The sequence below is a fragment of the Arthrobacter sp. StoSoilB5 genome (genome assembly GCF_019977235.1).
Lineage (GTDB): Bacteria > Actinomycetota > Actinomycetes > Actinomycetales > Micrococcaceae > Arthrobacter.
In genome coordinates this window covers 2,552,934-2,569,664 of the sequence record NZ_AP024646.1, presented here as the reverse complement: position 1 = coordinate 2,569,664, position 16,731 = coordinate 2,552,934, and the positions used below count along the sequence as shown (strand labels likewise).

Below are 16,731 nucleotides of genomic sequence, written 5' to 3'. Positions count from 1 at the left end.
AAAATACATTGCTTAAGCCCCGCCCTACAATCACCCGAGAACTTATCAACCTGGACGGTCTTTGGCGCTTCGCCCTCGAAGATGCAGACGTTCACGCGCCTTGGAGAGGCGTCTTGGGGGGCAAACTCGAAGCCCCTGTCCCCTCGAGTTATAACGACCTTTTTGCCGACCAGAAGATCCGGGACCACGTGGGATGGGTGTGGTACCAGCGCACGGTGCGCGTACCGCGAGGCTGGACCGGGGAAAGAGTTTTGCTCCGCTTGGACGCAGCCACCCACGAGGGCAAGGTCTATGTTGACGACGTCCTGGTAGCCCAGCACGTCGGTGGCTACACACCCTTTGAAGCAGACATCACCGACCACGTCTCACCGGGAGGTGAATTCCGGCTCACCGTTGGGGTGAACAATGAACTGACCAATGCCACCATCCCACCGGGCAGCATCAGTGTCAGCCAGGACGGGCGACGCCAACAGACCTACCTGCACGACTTCTACAACTACGCTGGCCTGGCGCGGTCAGTGTGGCTCTACAGCAAACCAGAACGCCACATCCGCGACGTCACTGTTGTCACCGGAGTCATCGGCCGCACCGGCGTCGTCGACTATGTTGTCGAAACGAATCACCAAACGTCGGTCCGTGTCCGGGTTTTGGATGCTACGGGCCAGGAAGTTTCATCGGCCGAAGGCACTCAAGGGACACTCACTATTGACGATGTCTCGCTGTGGCGACCAGGTGCTGCCTACTTGTACAACTTGGTGGTAGAGCTCCTCGACGGCGAAGACGTGATTGACAGTTACACAGAGCCGTTCGGTGTGAGGACTGTCGAAGTCCGCGGGACCCAGTTCCTCATCAACGGAGAGCCCTTTTACTTTACGGGCTTCGGCAAGCACGAGGACACAGCCGTCCGGGGCAAAGGTCACGACAACGCCTACCTTGTGCACGACTTCCAGTTGCTGGATTGGGTGGGCGCCAACTCGTTCAGGACCTCGCACTACCCCTACGCCGAGGAGGTGCTGGAATTCGCCGACCGCCACGGCATCGTCGTCGTCGATGAAACCGCCGCCGTCGGACTGAACCTGGGGGTCCAGGGTGGACTCACAGGGGTGGGCCCCAAACCCACGTTTTCCCCGGACACCTTCAACCACGAAACCCAGGCAGCCCACGCCCAGCACCTTCGCGAGGTCATCTCACGCGACAAGAACCACCCAAGCGTTGTCATGTGGAGTATCGCCAACGAACCGGCTTCTAACGAGGACGGGGCACGGGAGTTCTTCGAGCCCCTCGTCCGGCTCGCCCGTGAGCTCGATCCAACGCGTCCCCTGACTTACGCCGCTGTCATGTTTGCAACCTTCCAGAACGACAAAATCGCAGACCTCTTCGACGTTCTCAGCATTAATCGCTACTACGGCTGGTATGTCTTCACCGGGGACCTTAAGACCGCAGAAGATTACCTTGAACGTGACCTCCGCGGCTGGGTGGCGGCCTTTGGCAAACCCATCATGATGAGCGAATACGGGGCAGACACCATGCCAGGCCAACACTCCATCTGGGATATGCCTTGGAGCGAGGAGTACCAGCAGTCCTTCCTCGCCATGAACCACCGCGTCTTTGACAGGATTGACGGCTTTGTAGGTGAACACGTCTGGAACTTCGCCGACTTCCAAACGTCCAACGGCATTCATCGTGTGGACGGCAACCGGAAGGGCGTATTTAGCCGGGATCGAAAACCAAAAGCAGCAGCACACACCCTGCGTGACCGGTGGGCAGGTCTAAACGGTGCCAAGCCCGCACCGGACGAAACAGAGGTTTCCGGAAGCCTAACCAACGAGCCCAAGTCAGCACCAGCCCTCGAAGGAGCAAAATGACCAACAACATCAAGGCCCTGACCAGCTCACGCCCTATTCGGGAATGGCTGGCCCATCCCACTGGCGGTCCCCTCATTCGGGAAATGCTGAACGCGGCCGGGCAGGACGAATCAGCCCTAAAACCCATCGATCACCTTGCCCTCCAGCAGCTCGTTGAACTCGGTGGCGAACAGTTCCCCCAATCTCTACTCGATCAGCTGGTGAGTGAAGCAAACGGCGGTTACATACCGGACGATGACGCTGAGGACACAGAGGGGAACGTTTGGCAGGAACGCATCACCGACGGCAGATTCCTTGGCAAGACCGTCATCGTTACGGGCGCTGGCTCCGGGATCGGCCGTGCCACTGCCTCCAGGATTGCCCGCGAAGGGGGAAGGGTAATTGCCGTAGACATCGCAGCTGCACGGCTGGACTCGCTCGTGACGGAACACCCCGAGGGTGACGTGACAACAGTGCTGGCCGACATCACCAAGGACGATGACATTCTCAGGATTGTGGAAGCTGCTGGCGACCGGATATATGCCTTGGCCAACGTCGCCGGAATCATGGACGACATGACCCCCTTGCACGAGGTGGCCGATGAGGTCTGGGACCGCGTGTTCGCGGTCAACGTCGACGGAATGTTCCGGCTGACCCGCGCCGTACTTCCGATCATGATGGCTGCCGGGCGCGGTTCCATCGTGAACGTTGCCTCCGAAGCCGCACTTCGTGGCAACTCTGCAGGGCTGGCGTACACCGCTTCCAAGCACGCCGTTCTCGGACTGACCCGCAGTACGGCCTTCATGTACGCGCCTCAGGGAATCCGCGTCAATGCAGTCGCACCAGGCCCGGTTGCAACAGGCATCGAGGCCACCTTTGGATCGGAGCTTGGCGCCAATCGCTTGGCCCCCTTCATGCAGATAATCCCACCTGTGGCCGTGGCCTCGCAGCTGGCTGCCTCCATCACCTTCCTCCTCAGCGAGGACGGAACCAACATCTCCGGCGCCGTCCTGCCATCGGACGGTGCGTGGTCAGTCCAGTAAGAACAGCAATGGAGGTCCTCACTGCAAACTATGAAGTGAGGACCTCCGGCACTTAACGGTGGCCGTGGTACCTCCTCGTCCTCTTCCTGCTGGTTTGGTCCTGGAAAACAGAGATGACTGGGGTTAGTCGCGCCGCTAGGAGCGCTTACGGGAAGCGCTCAAGAAACCCCAACAGTCATCGCCCAGGAGGAGTCCGAGTCCCGCAGCGATAGGTTGACTGGACAACCCTGCTGCGCTCTGACACAAGCTGGAGACCGTCTAGGTTTCAACCCTGACAGTCGACGCATCCACTCAGCTGGCCGCCGAACATATGGGCCCTTATCGGCAAACTGTTTGGCCTGCACATGCTCGGCCGACAATCGCCTCAGCAGTAGTGCCCCGGAGGCCACACTACGGCCTACTAAACGGCAGCTCTTTGACGCCATACGCAACATTGCTGGCGCCCTTGGGTCCATCCGAGGAGTGGCCCTTTTCCGGGGCCCTGAGCGCGCCAAAGGTGTCGGAGTTTCCCTCACCCTTGACAGAAACCGTTCGGAGGGGCGAGCTTGACAGGGCTCAGCCCGTCAGCAGGTCGGCTGGCCTCACGATGAGGTCTCCTCCGGCAGTTGACGAAAGGCTGCGGCGAGAAGAGTGTCGATGTGCGCATTGCTCAACCGGCGGGCCTCTTCCGGGTTCGGTTCGAGGAGTGCCGTGACCAGCCGGAGATACTCCAGGTACATCTTGTCGGAGTCCTGGAGCCGCCAGTTTATGAGGTCTTCGAGGAGAAGCGTTCCAATTGCGAGGTCATGCTCGGCACGCTCTAGCTCCTGAGTGCCTGCCAGCCCGACTATCGCGACGTGTAGTTCGATATCCGCCATGGCTGCCGCGTCGCGCCGATCCGCGACCGACTCACGGACATAGGTGGCGAACGCCTCGCGAAGCCGGGTGCGGGCGTCCTCGGACGCGCGGTCGCATCGACCAGCCGCATAGCCCTCGAGTAGGCGGCGGGCTTCCAGGATGTTGGCGACCTCGCGGGTGGAGTAGGAACGCACGCGGGCGCTCTTGTACGGCTCCTGGTCGAGGTACCTTTCGGCGACCAGCAGGTTGAGCGCATCGCGCACGGTGGGTCGGGAGACATCAAACCGCTCTGTCAACCATTTCTCGGTGACCGGCGCACCAAGGGGCAGTTCGCCGTTGAGGATCTGCTGCTTCACCGTGTCAGCCAAGAACCGGGAGGCCGGCGGCCCAGCTGCGAGGCTCTTCCGTTTCGCCGCGACCCGCCGGGGCACACGAATGCGCCCGTCCGCACCGCTGACTACGCCCTCCGTTGCGTTCGCCATCCTGACCTCACCGTCCGTGTCTGAGAAAAAAGGCTCTCGCGTCAATGTCCAAGCAATGAATCGATCGCGTTGCCATGCTACAGGCAACGTGCAGTGTCACACATTGCCATACAGTTCACATTGTATGATAATCGGTGTCGAGTTATCGATCTGATAATCAAAGTGATCTCAAGGAGGAGTCCCACTGTGACGAGCCAAGACATTATGGGCGGCGTACACGACGCCGGCAAGCTTTGGGGAGGTCGTTTTATAGACGGCCCCGACCCCGCGCTGGAGCGGATCTCCAGGTCGCCAGCGCAGTTCTTCGCGTTAGCACCTGAGGACATTCGCGGTTCGGTCGCACATCTCGGCGAGCTGGAGCGGTGCGGCCTGGTCACGAGCGAGGAGCGGGCACTTCTCACCTCAGCCCTGCAGCAGATCAGCGCCGACCATGAGGCTGGCCGCATAACACCCTCCCCGAAAGACGAGGACGTCCACGGCTACCTCGAGCGTGTCCTCGTCGAGCGGGTCGGTCCGATCGGCGGCAAGATTCGTGCTGGCCGCTCCCGCAACGATCAGACCTCGAACGATCTGCGCCTCTGGCTCCGGAGCCGCATCGACGTCATTGCCGAACACCTTGAGCAACTCATAGAGGTGCTGATCATTCGGTCCGAGGATGCCGGGGATGCGATCGTGCCCGGGTTCACCCATCTGCAGCCCGCCCAGCCGGTGTTGTTCGGCCATCAATTACTGGCCCACGCGCAGACCTTGGCGCGTGACCTCGTGCGTCTCCGTGCCGCCCGCGAGGCCGTTTCGCTGTCGCCGCTTGGCGCTGCGGCGCTGGCCGGCAGCACCTTCCACGCCGATCAACTCGCCATGGCCCGCGAGCTTGGCTACCGCGACGTCGTCGCGAACTCGATCGACGCAGTCGGAAGCCGCGATCACGTTATCGACTTTCTCTATGCGGCCGCGTCGATCGGCACGAACCTTTCCCGCCTCTCGGACGAGTTGATCCTTTGGGGGTCGCAACAGTTCGGCTGGATACGCCTCGACGACGCCTTCTCCACTGGATCGTCGATCATGCCGCAGAAAAAGAACCCCGATATCCCCGAGCTCACACGTGGGAAGGCGAGTCGCCTCCACGCGGACCTCCTAGGCATGCTCGGTGTCATGAAATCGGTGCCTTTCTCCTACAATCGGGACTTTTCAGAGGACGAGTTCTTCCCGTTCGACGCCTCCGAGGTGCTCGATCAGGTACTGCCCGCCATCACGGGATTCGTCCGCACGATGGGACTCGTGCCACAGCGGATGCTCGAGCAAGCCGCGCAAGGCTTCACTCTCGCGACAGAGCTTGCCGATTGGCTCGCCGAACAGGGGCTCCCGTTCAGCGAGGCCCACGACATCACGGGACGCGCAGTGGTCTTCTGTGAGGAGCGCGGCATTGGAATCGAGGGGCTCACCGGGGAAGATCTTGCCGGGATAGACCCCAGGATCACCGCAGATGTCCTCGGCCGGCTGACCCTCGAGTCCGCCGTGGCCCGGCGGTCGGGAATCAACGGAACCGCACCATCTCGACAGAACGGGCAACGCGAGCGGCTGCGGCGCGAGGTTGCCGATCACATGACCGCGTTCGCCGCGAAAGCAGCACTCTCATGACCGGCCTGAACCACTCGACTTACCGGATCGCCAATCTGAACCACTCGGAGTACCGGGTCGTACATCTGAAGCACGTCGGCCGCTACCTGGCCGGAGCGATCACGATCGCCGTGTTCGCGGCGATCGTAATCGCCTTCGCGCGCGGCCAGATCGACTGGCCCACGGTCGGCCAGTACTTCACGGCCCCTTCGATCCTCGCTGGCTTCGTCCTCACGATCATCCTCACGATCGTCGCTATGTCGATCGGTATCGCGCTCGGTGTCTTGGTAGCGGTGATGCGGTTGTCGCATAATCCAGTCCTCTTGGGGATTTCCTGGCTCTACGTCTGGATCTTCCGCGGGACGCCGGTGTACCTGCAGCTGCTTCTCTGGTTCAACATCGCTCTGTTTGTTCCGTCCATCGGAATCCCTGGATTGTTTGAGGCGCGCACCGTCGATCTCGTCACCCCGACAGTCGCCGCGATCGTCTGTCTCGGTCTCAACGAGGCCGCGTATATGTCCGAGGTGGTTCGGGGCGGTATCCTGTCGGTCGACGAGGGACAGGCTGAGGCCGCCAAGGCGTTGGGCATCAAGGGCACGAAGACGATGAGCACGATCGTGCTCCCGCAAGCGATGCGTGTAATCCTGCCACCAGTCGGCAATGAGGTCATCGGCATGCTCAAGACGACCTCGCTGGCCTCGGCGATCACGTTTTCCAGCGATCCCGTTTCCCCCGCGTGGGACGTTCGTCGAAGTCCACGTTCCCTAGCCAGAGCGTAGGCCTCTCTGAAAGCAGCATTGGGGACTGAGCGTTCGTCCCCCACCATGCCAATCCCCTTTACCAGGTCGCTTGGGTTTTCCGCAACGGTGGCTACGAGATCGACCGCTGAGCGCGGTCCGAGCTTCCGGTGGATGCAGGGAATCACTTGGGATTTGATCCCAAGATCCTCTTGGGCTGCCTTCGCTCCATTTTCGATGCCCTCAAGGGCGTCCTTGTAGCAAAGGTGCAGCAAAGTTTGGGGAGCGAAAGAGATTTCGCGGAAGCGTGTTTGGATTGTCCCGGCCGCCTCAGCTAGGGAGGAGTAGGTAGCCTCTTCGAAGTCTTGAACCGTCTTCATGCTGTGGCCGATCAGGTCCGACAGGTCAAAGAACCCCCGAGAGTCGGCAAAGTCGTATAGCCCCGCAACGTCGTCCCAGGGGTCCCTAGAGTAACCGCGATCCAGTTTCGAAGCTCAACAGCACCCATGTCGGGGTAGCGGCTGAGAGCCTCTCCGCCGGCCACGACGGATGCCGGCACGGAGGGAATCGGAGTCTCATGGCTTTCGTTAGAGGCCAAGGCCGCGGTCGAAGGGTCCGAAGCTCTGCGTCCGGCGATGTACGAAGGGAGCTCCGATAGCACGTTCCTTAGCTTCGGTTCGTGAGATTCAGTGTCTTCGTGCGTAGGGATGGTTCCCACAAGATAGTCCTTCATAGATTCGGTGTGTTGGATGCTTGGACGTCGTACTTCCCCACCACCGGATATCAAGGAGCACTTCCGGTTGAGATCAAGATCCTTACTCTTAGAGGTCATTTTTCATAGCTGCCATGCGGCTAGGATGCCCTCCGGAACGGCGTCCGTGAGCCATGAATGGAAGCAGCCTGAAGGTTGGTTCGATCACGATTGGCCCTCTTACTCACTCATGAGCGGCTTCTTCGGACGGCAGCAGCCATGCGCTTTCGGTGAGTCCGCAAACCTGCCGAGCATTCATGGTGTCATTGCGCATGACCGACACTGCTGTGGAATAGCTCGTCTTCGTTTCAACCTCAGCTGCAAAGGTCATCCCGTCCTAAAGCAGAGCCTGGACGCAATGCCATGGGCGTGAGACGACCCATCCTGGGGATCAGGTGGTCCGAGCCCTGGCCTTGGGGGATTCCTTGTTCACGTATCAGCGACTGGCGATCACATCAAACGACATGCGGCCAGCGGGCCACTTCGTACTCAAGCCCCGTTCCAACCATTTTTAGTGAGACGAGCTAAGTGAGGGATCGTCCGTCAGTGCGCCGCCGTCACCATCCCAGCGGTCAAGCTGAAACGGTTCAAGTACCTGCGGTTTATGTCCCGTATCCATCCACTCGGCAAGCAGGCTTGCGACTGCCGGAGCGATGGCAAAGCCGTGTCCGCTCCACCCGGTGGCCAGATAGGTCTGCCCCAGACCAGGAATGCGGTCAATGATAGGGAGTTGGTCGATGGTGACCGTTTCCGCCCTATCGGTATGAACCGCTACTACTTCCGCGCCCGCGAGTAGCGGGAAAACCGCTTCTGCTTCGCGCAGGTTGCCTTGGATCTGGTCCTCGAGTTGTGTCCCGGCGGAGCTGCCCAACCATCCCCCCGTAACCATCACGTGGTCATCGTCGATGCGCTTTACCGAGAGAACCCTGTGATTATGATTCACCAACTGAGTCAGAGGGAACTGCGAACGCGGGACCTTGAGGATTATGGCCTGGGGGTAAACACTCCACAGCGGCGGGTCGGACAGACCGAGCGATTCAAAGACTGCGCTGGTTCCGGAGTTTGTGGCGAGAACCACCCCGCGCTCAGCAACATATCGCTCACCGGAAGACAGCGTGACATCAATGGAATGGTTGGCGGCTTCCTGAATACGAGCGACTGGACTGTGTTCGACGACCTGGGCTCCCAATCGAGCGGCCGCATTTGCATAGGCTCGTGTCGTTGCCCCGTGATCTGCTACGCCGTCGGTCGGGCAGAACATGGCGGCCTGAACGTCCACACTAACTTCTGGAAGAAGCCCACGTAGCTCAGCACTTTCCAGAAGCTCTGCCGCCACACCGTAATCCCTCATCACACGCTGCTGGGCGCGCGCAGTAACGAGTCCCCCGCGAATTCCCACTGCCTCACGTTCGTACAGCATGAGAGAACCCACGCGTTCGTAGTAGGTGGGCTCGCCTAATTTTTCGGATAACCCCGGCCACATGTCAGCCGCGAGCCGTATAAGAGGAAGCTCGCGGTAGTCTCGGTGATTTGCCCGAACGCCCCGTTGTCCTGGGCCTCCGGAGGCGCCGGATGCGAGCGTGTCTGCTTCGAAGAGTGCCACGGAGTGGCCACGCGAAGCGAGCTCGAAAGCGGTTGCGCAACCATAGAGCCCGCCCCCGACAACAATGTAGGAAAATTTTTCATTCATGTAGCAAAAACTACAGCACTTGACGCGGCAAGGGTAGGGTCAGGCGAAAAATTGCGGAGTCTGCCCGTTGCCAGTGGGGATTGGATCGACGTCTACCGGGCCGCCTGCTCGGTCCTGCGAAGCTTGGCGAATCCAGCCTAGGATAGACCGTAGGTAGTCAACCCCACAGAAAGCCGGCGAACTCGTAGTGGAAAGATCAACTCTTACCTTTTCAGAGCGCTACATGGGCGCCGGCTCCAGACTGACGCCGAGCGAACGCAAAATTGGCGAGTACCTTTTGCGGCACCCGGATGAGGTGATTGGCGCATCTGCGTTGCGTATTGCGGAAGCGACCGGGACTAGTGACGCCACGGTCGTCAGAACGGTAAAAGGGCTGGGGTATTCCGGGCTCAAGGAGATGAAGAAAGAGTTCCTTGAAAGCGTCCTTCGGCGCAGGAACGTGTCGGCAACTATTGATCACAGAATTGACCGGATGCTCATGAACGAGCAACCGGTGCTGGGCATGCTGTCTGAATCCGTCGGCGTTTTGGACGCTTTCCGCGAAGAGTTTGATGTTGAAGCGTTCGAACGAAGCGTCGAGATCATGGCGTTGGCCAAGCGGATATATGCCTATGGTCTTGGGCCTGGCGGGATGATTGCCGGATTCCTCGCGCTTAATCTGGTCCGGGTAGGTTATGACGCGCATTCAATAACACAGACCGGCTATCGACTCGCCGATGATCTGCTGCTCTTAAGGGACGGGGACTGCGTAGTCCTGTTTGCCCCTTACCATCAGACAGCTGAAGTCGAAGTGCTGGTGGACCATGCAAATAAGGTCGGTGCGTCTGTAGTCTTGGTGACAGAGGCCTTGGGGCCCTCCCTCGAGGACCGAGTCCAAGTCGTAATTAAGACCCCCTCCACCATTTCCAGTCTTGCAAGTGAAGGTTTGGCTCCCCTGACGTTCAGCTACGCAGTCACCGTGCAACTGGCTTCGAAGCATAGGGATGCGTCCATGAAGCGCGGTGAACTCTTCACCGAGTTGTCCTCCAGATTCACCGGCAGTCCGGAAATGCTCTCCCCTCCATTCTTTCCCGTCGACATCAACGTTGACTAACTTGATAGAGTCCTGAGTTTCCGGTCAACCTCCATTGCTTGAGAAAACAGTGCAAACGATCCGAAGTGTCCTGCAACATTTGTAATGGGGGCTGGCCTGGGACTGGCTGACAGACTGAGGTCCGGCACCGCTACGCGTGGCGCTACTGCAATTTGGCCCATTTGAGGGTGCTTTCCACTGGCTTGCCTGCCGGGCAGGACGGACCCGCGCGGCTCCGAAGATACTCCCGGTTGCCCGCCGAGCGATTGACACTCACCGAACCGCGGAGCGGAACCTGCCACCGCGCCTGCTGCGCAGCTTCGGGCTCGGCATCGACGCCTGGAATCCCTGCCCGATGCCTACGTGCGCAGCATGGGCTTGCATGGCGGGCCCGTCGCGGCGAGGACACAGCCCCGCAGACGATCCGCGAGGAGCCCGGAGACTGGCCAACCCGGTCCTCGAGCTCACGGCCAGACGGAGTCCAACCACGCCGCCCTGGGCAAGCATGTCGGCGAACTCGCGTCCAGACTGAGAGAGGCCCGGGCGGCGGCCCTGTCACCACCGTCTTCGTGCTTTTCACCTACTCGCGCAGGGGCAGAATCCGATGCCGTGTCCGCGGTTCTTGCGGCTGCTGCGCCCCTGCTGGCGTCAAACGGGAGCGCAGTCCGTCATGGCTAAACTGCGGCGGCGACCGCCATTTCGACAGCGCGCTCGAGACCATCTCCCGCGTCCACATCTCGAACCACCCCGAAACCAAGGGCAGACGGCCGGCTCGCCGAGGCAAATCGATAGAGAGATTCACCGCGGCCTCAAGCGCTATATCGCCCGCTCGCCCTTCCGCAGCCATAACCGCTTCGGCGGTCTCTCCAGCACTTTTCGGACCCCGTTAACACCACACCCCGGATCATCGATGAGTAGGGCGCCAATCATGCCCGGGACAGGCAGGGCGGCGCACCTATCCCGGCACAGGAACAGGCTATCTCGGACGCCCAAAAAGGCGTTCTTCAAGTTTTCACTACAGTATTGACGATTTTTAGAGTAAGCACTACAGTATGAGCTACACCACATCTAACAAGCGTTTTCGGGAGGTCCAAATGAAACGCGTAGGGCGGGAGCGGTCTATCCGTATAAGCCCAGAACTACTAGTCGGAGAATCATGTCTCCGAAGCTCAACATCGCAGTAATCTGGCGTTGCGTCACGGATTTTTGCACTGTGGAGGCTCACCAATCGCGGAGACTAGTGAACTGATGCCACGCGGGAAGCATTCCGATTGAGTTTCAAAACGGCCTCACTGACATCGCTGTCCGCCGAGAGTCGTACGTGGAAGGCTATCGGCCCAACCGCCCCCCGATCATTGGCCCGAACGGCAACGACAAGTTATGCAGGCCAATGGCTGGACTCTTAGGCCACGCATTCAAATACGCCGACCATAGGCGAAGTCATTGCTGATCTGGCGACATATGGCACAACACCGCCTCATAGGCCGAATGGCCCGCAAGCGCCCGCTGGTAAGTACTTAAGGAGTTCGAATGAAACAAATCCTCGCAGCAGTCACAGCTGTTTTCTTGATGGGTTCTCTGGCAGCTTGCGGTTCAAGCGCGGAAACCCCGAAGAATCAAGAGACCGGCAACGGCAATGCCGTCGTGCAAAGCGCGGCCAATCTGCTCCCCAAAGAAGTAGCCAGCTCGGGAGTGCTGACGGTGGGAACCCCAGCGTCCAGCCCTCCCGAAGGATTCAAGACAGAATCCGGTGCTCTGGATGGTTACGAAGTGCAGATACTGGAGGAGATCGCTGGCGTATTGGGGCTGAAAGTCGACTGGCAGATCACTGACTTTGCCTCGCTCATCCCTGGGCTCAAGTCGGCCCGCTTCAACGTGGCTGTCGGACAAATCGGCATAACCCGCGAGAGAGCGGAAATTGTCGACTTCGTAACGCTGATCCGCACTAACCAGGCCTTCGCAGCTCTTAAGCCCGCCGGTCTTCACGACCTGACCATCGATGATTTGTGCGGCAAGAAGGTGGCGATTATCCAAGGCTCACGACAGCAGGAATTTGGAGCGGCGCAGTCCAAATCCTGTGGGGAAGAGGGCAAGCCAGCGGTCGATCTCAGCGTCTTCCAAAGTGCCAACGACGCCTGGCTAGCCATGCAGAGTAAGCGAACGGAAATCTACTGGGCCGGCGCTACCAACGTCGGCTACCTCGTGTCGAAATCACCAGAGGCGCAAGTCGTTGGTCACCACCTGCAGCCCAACCCAACAGGCATCGCCTTGAATAAGGGATCCTCCGTTGGGCCAGCGATTGAAGCCGCTTTCCAACATCTCATTGAAAATGGCACCTACCAGCGGATCCTCGAAAAGTGGGGCCTGAAGGACAACGGAGTCACTGACGCCAAACTCAATCCGGAAATAACCTGGTAACTGCAGCAAAAGAGAACCTCATGAAAACTTACCCACTACGCCCGGTGCACACTTCATCTGAAGCATCCAAAGACGGACCCGGAAAGACGAACGCGACCGTTGTTAGGCTGAAGCACCCGGTGCGCAACGCCATCACTATCGTCATCGCGATCACGCTCCTTCTTGGCGGATACAGCGTTGTCACAAATGAAAACTTCGGCTGGGAAACCGTCGGCCAGTACTTATTCGATCCTCAGATCCTCGAAGGTCTTGTCAACACTCTGTATCTGACCGTCATCGCGATGATGATCGGTCTGGCGTTGGGAATCACGCTGGCGGTCATGCGGTTGTCCCCGACTTGGCTGCTCCAAGCCATCAGTTCCGCTTACATCTGGTTCTTCAGGGGCACCCCGGTGCTGGTCCAACTCATTTTTTGGTATAACTTTGGGGCACTGTACTCCCACCTGTCGCTGGGAATCCCCTTCGGACCACAGATGCTCAGTGTCCCCAGCAACGACTTCATCACGCCGTTGACTGCGGCAATCTTGGGATTAGGTCTTAACCAGGCCGCCTATACAGCAGAGGTCATCCGCGGTGGCTTCCTTTCCGTAGGAAAAGGCCAACGGGAAGCTGCCAAAGCGATTGGCATGACACCTGGACTGATTTACCGACGGATAGTCCTTCCGCAGGCCATGCCCAGCATTATCCCCCCGGTTGGTAATGAGCTCATCTCAATGCTAAAGGGTACTTCCTTGGTGAGTGTCATCGCCATGACGGACCTGCTCCATTCCGCACAACTGATTTACGCAAGAACGTATGAGACCATTCCCCTGCTGATGGTCGTCTGCGTCTGGTACTTGGCAATTACAACCGTACTGATCCTCATCCAAGGCCGAGTCGAGCGCCATTATGCGAACAGGTAAGACTATGACCACAAACATTCTCGTCGCTGAAGGCGTAACCAAGACTTTCGGTCAAAACGAGGTCCTTAAAGGCATCGATCTGACATTGCACTCTGGAGAAGTAGCCTGCATCATCGGCCCCTCCGGATCCGGCAAGAGCACGTTCCTTCGCTGCATCAATCACCTCGAAACCCTGGATGGAGGCCGCATCGAGGTATGTGGCCAGACAGTTGGTTATGACAGTCGGAACGGCAAACTTTACGAAATGCGCGAGAAGGACATCGCCCTAAGACGGAGGAAGACGGGCATGGTCTTCCAGCAATTCAACCTTTTCCCGCACATGACCGCGATCGAGAACATCATCGAAGGCCCGACGATGGTCAAGGGAACCCCTAAGAAGGCCGCGCTTCTCCGGGCCGAGGAACTCCTGGAGGTTGTCGGTCTGTCGGAGCACGGAAGGCACTACCCATCCCAGTTGTCCGGAGGCCAGCAACAGCGCATTGCCATCGCCAGGGCCATGGCAATGGACCCTGAAATACTCCTCTTCGACGAACCCACGTCAGCATTGGATCCCGAACTCGTCGGTGAAGTCCTGGCCGTTATCAAGAGACTTGCCCACGACGGGATGAGCATGATTGTCGTGACCCACGAGATGGGATTTGCCCGTGAAGTCGCCGACAACGTCATCTTCATGGACCAAGGACTAATCGTTGAATCGGGAAGTCCATCAAAAGTCATCGGGGCGCCCCAGCACGAACGGACACAGTCCTTCCTCTCAAAGGTCCTCTGACAGGCAACGCCACCCGTCGCCAGATGGGCAGCGAACGAGCTCTATGGGGAGCCAAATGTGCTAGCCCGAACGCGACGAAATGAAAGGGCTGCTATTTCGAAACTTAGTCGTTTACGAACTCGCTCCTTAGCCGTAATGCTGGTTACGGCGGCCACGATGTCCGCTTGCGGATCTGGCTCGGAGCCCGATACCGCAGGGCCTCTGACCATCGAGGACCAAGGTAGCTTCACGGTGGGCGGAACCACCGCGACTGCCCCCGGCCAGTCCGATCCCCTGCAGCCGCTGAAGCCGGAAGGTCAGACGTATCACGGTGATCATGCCTACACCTTCTACCAAGTACCGAAGGAGGCACGTCGGCTACCGCTCGTGATGGTGCACGGCGCCGGACAATTCTCGAAAACATGAGAGTCAACCCCCGACGGACGCGAAGGCTTTCAGAGCCTATTCCTGCGCCGTCACTACAGTACCTATCTTGTCGATCAACCACGTCGAGGCGATGCCGGCCGAAGCACAGTCGGCACGACAATCACCCCCACTCCCGATGACAATATCTGTTCAACGTTTTTCGGCTCGGTAACTGGCCGGATTTACACCCTGCCGTTCAATTCTCGAACGACCCATCAGCTCTCGATCAGTATTTTCGACAGATGACACCCAACACCGGACCGCACGACCCCGAGGTTGTGGCTAAAGTCCATGTCCGCCTTGTTCGACCGATCGGGGACGTGGTTCTGTTCACCCATTCGCAGAGCGGGAGTCGGGCTGGTTGACGGCAATCCAGAATCCACGGGAAAAGGGCATCGTTTCCTTCGAACCATCAAGCGGATTTGTGGTTCCTGAAGGCGGAGTGCCGCCGCCTTTTGTAGGCCCCCGATCGCAACGGTACCCGGCGTAGCGGTTACGCTCGCCAGTTCACCGCACTCTCTAAGATTCCAATCGTCATCTATTTCGGCGACAACATCCCGAAATCATCCGCCGAGAATCCCCCAGCCCCCACGGCGGTGACGCCACTGTGGTGCGTCTGCCGAACCGAGGGCTCCACGGGAACACTCACTTCCCCATGTCCAATCTCAACAACGTTCAAGTGGCCGACGAAGTAACTAAATTTCCTAAAGAGAAGAACCTCGACGCCTACTGAGCATCACGCTAATCGGACGACTGAGAGAGCTTACTGGGGGTTCCGGATTACATGAGTGGTGCAGCACCGCAGGGGAGTCTCTGTTGAGTTCACTCCTGCACTCACAAGCATCCTTGCGCCAAGTCTTGATGCACCAGCAAGGGCAGGGTCTTGTCGGCACGCCCTCGTCTTCCACGCACACGCCGAGGTTTCTATGGTTCCTCGTCGTGCTCACGGTTCACCAGAGAAGGGAAATATCATGGCTAGAACAACGGTGGCCACTGTCGCCGTCATAGGTGCTGGCAGCAGCGGACAAGCGATCGCGGGCTTCCTTGGGCTAGGTGGATACCACGTGAACCTCTGGAACCGTGACGATGACGGCGAAGTGAACCAGTGGCTAAAGCCCATCATTGAACGCGGCGGCATCAGCGTCCAGGGAACAATTGAAGGATTCGCGCCCGTCCGGTACATCACGACAGAAATGGCAGATGCGATCTCCGGCGCAGACGTTATTTTGGTCAACACCACAGCCGACGCCTATCCAGATATCGCTTTGCAGTTGGCACCGCACCTCCTGAGCTCACAGATTCTCATCCTGATGTGCCCCGGAACGCTCGGATCCATCGGCATGTGGCACAGTCTCGTGGCAGCCGGCTACAAAGATGACCTGATGCTAGGCGAAACATCGACCACCGTCTTTGGTAGCCACGTGATCGGCCCGGCTAGCGTTCACATCGGCGCAATGAAGGATCGCGTAGAAATCGCAAGTCTTCCAAGCGGACAGGCAGACGTCATGGCAGGTCTTCTTCCCGAGTTCCCGTTCGTGGCTGTCGAGGACGTGCTGATATCCGGGCTGAGCAATGTGGGGCCAGCACTGCACATTGTTCCAATGCTTCTCAACGCGGGCAGGATTGAACACCCAGGTTCAGATTTCCTTTACTACGCCGAAGGGGTGACTCCAGGCATCGCATCGGTCGTTGGCCAACTGGATGATGAACGTGTAGCCGTAGCTCGGGCGTTCGGCTACGAACCTACATCACTGTCCGAATACCTCACACAAGTGGCCGGCGCTCCTCAGGGAAGTCTGTACGAGTCAATCCGTGGATGTGCGATGTATTCCGGAATTCGCGCACCGGACAGCCTTAATCACCGCTTCCTATGGGAAGACACACTGTCAGGTGCAGTGCCTCTGCTGGCTCTGGCCGAAATCGCGGACGTGCCGGTACCTATATGCGATGCGTTCGTAGCCTTGGCCAGTGCCACTCTTGGGCGTGACTTCCGTGCAACTGGTCGCAGTGCACGGAACCTTGCTTTAGAGGGACTCACTGTGAATTCCATGAAGGAATTGGTCAATGACCATGCTTCGTTTCTGACCTGGACGAAGAGCGTGAGTTCTAAGTTGCCAATCCTGCGCGCCTAGGAGAATTCCACTGAGAATCTTCCCAGCTGGAAAGC

The 16,731-nt window shown here is 58.9% G+C and carries 12 protein-coding genes; 10 read left to right on the top strand and 2 right to left on the bottom strand.

Features of this window, described 5'->3' with window-relative positions:
* The first annotated feature begins 8 nt into the window (after positions 1–8).
* Positions 9–1,865, top strand: coding sequence for a beta-glucuronidase (gene uidA, locus LDN75_RS11565; RefSeq protein ID WP_223937082.1), 1,857 nt, complete (start codon positions 9–11; stop codon positions 1,863–1,865).
* Entirely contained in the window at positions 1,862–2,887 is a 1,026-nt protein-coding gene (locus tag LDN75_RS11560) for an SDR family NAD(P)-dependent oxidoreductase (RefSeq protein WP_223937384.1), read from the top strand. Before uidA ends, LDN75_RS11560 begins: the two co-directional genes overlap by 4 nt.
* Positions 2,888–3,468: 581 nt before the next feature.
* On the opposite strand, the gene LDN75_RS11555 is transcribed toward LDN75_RS11560, so the two are convergent.
* On the bottom strand, positions 3,469–4,206 hold the full coding sequence (locus LDN75_RS11555; RefSeq protein ID WP_223937383.1) for a GntR family transcriptional regulator: 738 nt from the start codon (positions 4,204–4,206) through the stop codon (positions 3,469–3,471).
* A 186-nt stretch (positions 4,207–4,392) separates the two neighbouring features.
* On the opposite strand from LDN75_RS11555, the gene argH reads away from it, so the two are divergent.
* Entirely contained in the window at positions 4,393–5,841 is a 1,449-nt protein-coding gene (gene argH, locus LDN75_RS11550) for an argininosuccinate lyase (RefSeq protein WP_223937382.1), read from the top strand.
* Positions 5,838–6,599 (top strand): amino acid ABC transporter permease, encoded by a 762-nt coding sequence (locus tag LDN75_RS11545; RefSeq protein WP_223937381.1) that lies wholly within the window; start codon positions 5,838–5,840, stop codon positions 6,597–6,599. Before argH ends, LDN75_RS11545 begins: the two co-directional genes overlap by 4 nt.
* Positions 6,600–7,819: 1,220 nt before the next feature.
* Here the strand turns inward: LDN75_RS11545 and LDN75_RS11535 are convergent.
* On the bottom strand, positions 7,820–8,998 hold the full coding sequence (locus LDN75_RS11535) for an FAD-binding oxidoreductase (protein ID WP_223937380.1): 1,179 nt from the start codon (positions 8,996–8,998) through the stop codon (positions 7,820–7,822).
* 223 nt (positions 8,999–9,221) lie between these two features.
* Here LDN75_RS11535 and LDN75_RS11530 point away from each other — a divergent pair, with 223 nt between their 5' ends.
* The 6 genes from LDN75_RS11530 (at position 9,222) to LDN75_RS11505 (ending at position 16,696) form a co-directional block, all read left to right on the top strand.
* Positions 9,222–10,091: a MurR/RpiR family transcriptional regulator gene (locus LDN75_RS11530; RefSeq protein WP_223937379.1), complete on the top strand. Its 870-nt coding sequence runs from the start codon at positions 9,222–9,224 to the stop codon at positions 10,089–10,091.
* A 1,509-nt stretch (positions 10,092–11,600) separates the two neighbouring features.
* A complete protein-coding gene (locus tag LDN75_RS11525) occupies positions 11,601–12,488 on the top strand; it encodes an ABC transporter substrate-binding protein (protein WP_223937378.1) in 888 nt (295 codons plus the stop codon).
* A 119-nt stretch (positions 12,489–12,607) separates the two neighbouring features.
* The gene (locus tag LDN75_RS11520; protein ID WP_223937377.1) at positions 12,608–13,390 is read left to right on the top strand and encodes an amino acid ABC transporter permease; all 783 of its coding nucleotides are present in this window, start codon (positions 12,608–12,610) and stop codon (positions 13,388–13,390) included.
* A 4-nt stretch (positions 13,391–13,394) separates the two neighbouring features.
* The gene (locus LDN75_RS11515; protein ID WP_223937376.1) at positions 13,395–14,159 is read left to right on the top strand and encodes an amino acid ABC transporter ATP-binding protein; all 765 of its coding nucleotides are present in this window, start codon (positions 13,395–13,397) and stop codon (positions 14,157–14,159) included.
* Between the two features lie 156 nt (positions 14,160–14,315).
* Positions 14,316–14,564 (top strand): hypothetical protein, encoded by a 249-nt coding sequence (locus LDN75_RS11510; RefSeq protein ID WP_223937375.1) that lies wholly within the window; start codon positions 14,316–14,318, stop codon positions 14,562–14,564.
* A 971-nt stretch (positions 14,565–15,535) separates the two neighbouring features.
* Positions 15,536–16,696 (top strand): NAD/NADP-dependent octopine/nopaline dehydrogenase family protein, encoded by a 1,161-nt coding sequence (locus LDN75_RS11505; protein ID WP_223937374.1) that lies wholly within the window; start codon positions 15,536–15,538, stop codon positions 16,694–16,696.
* Positions 16,697–16,731: the final 35 nt, after the last annotated feature.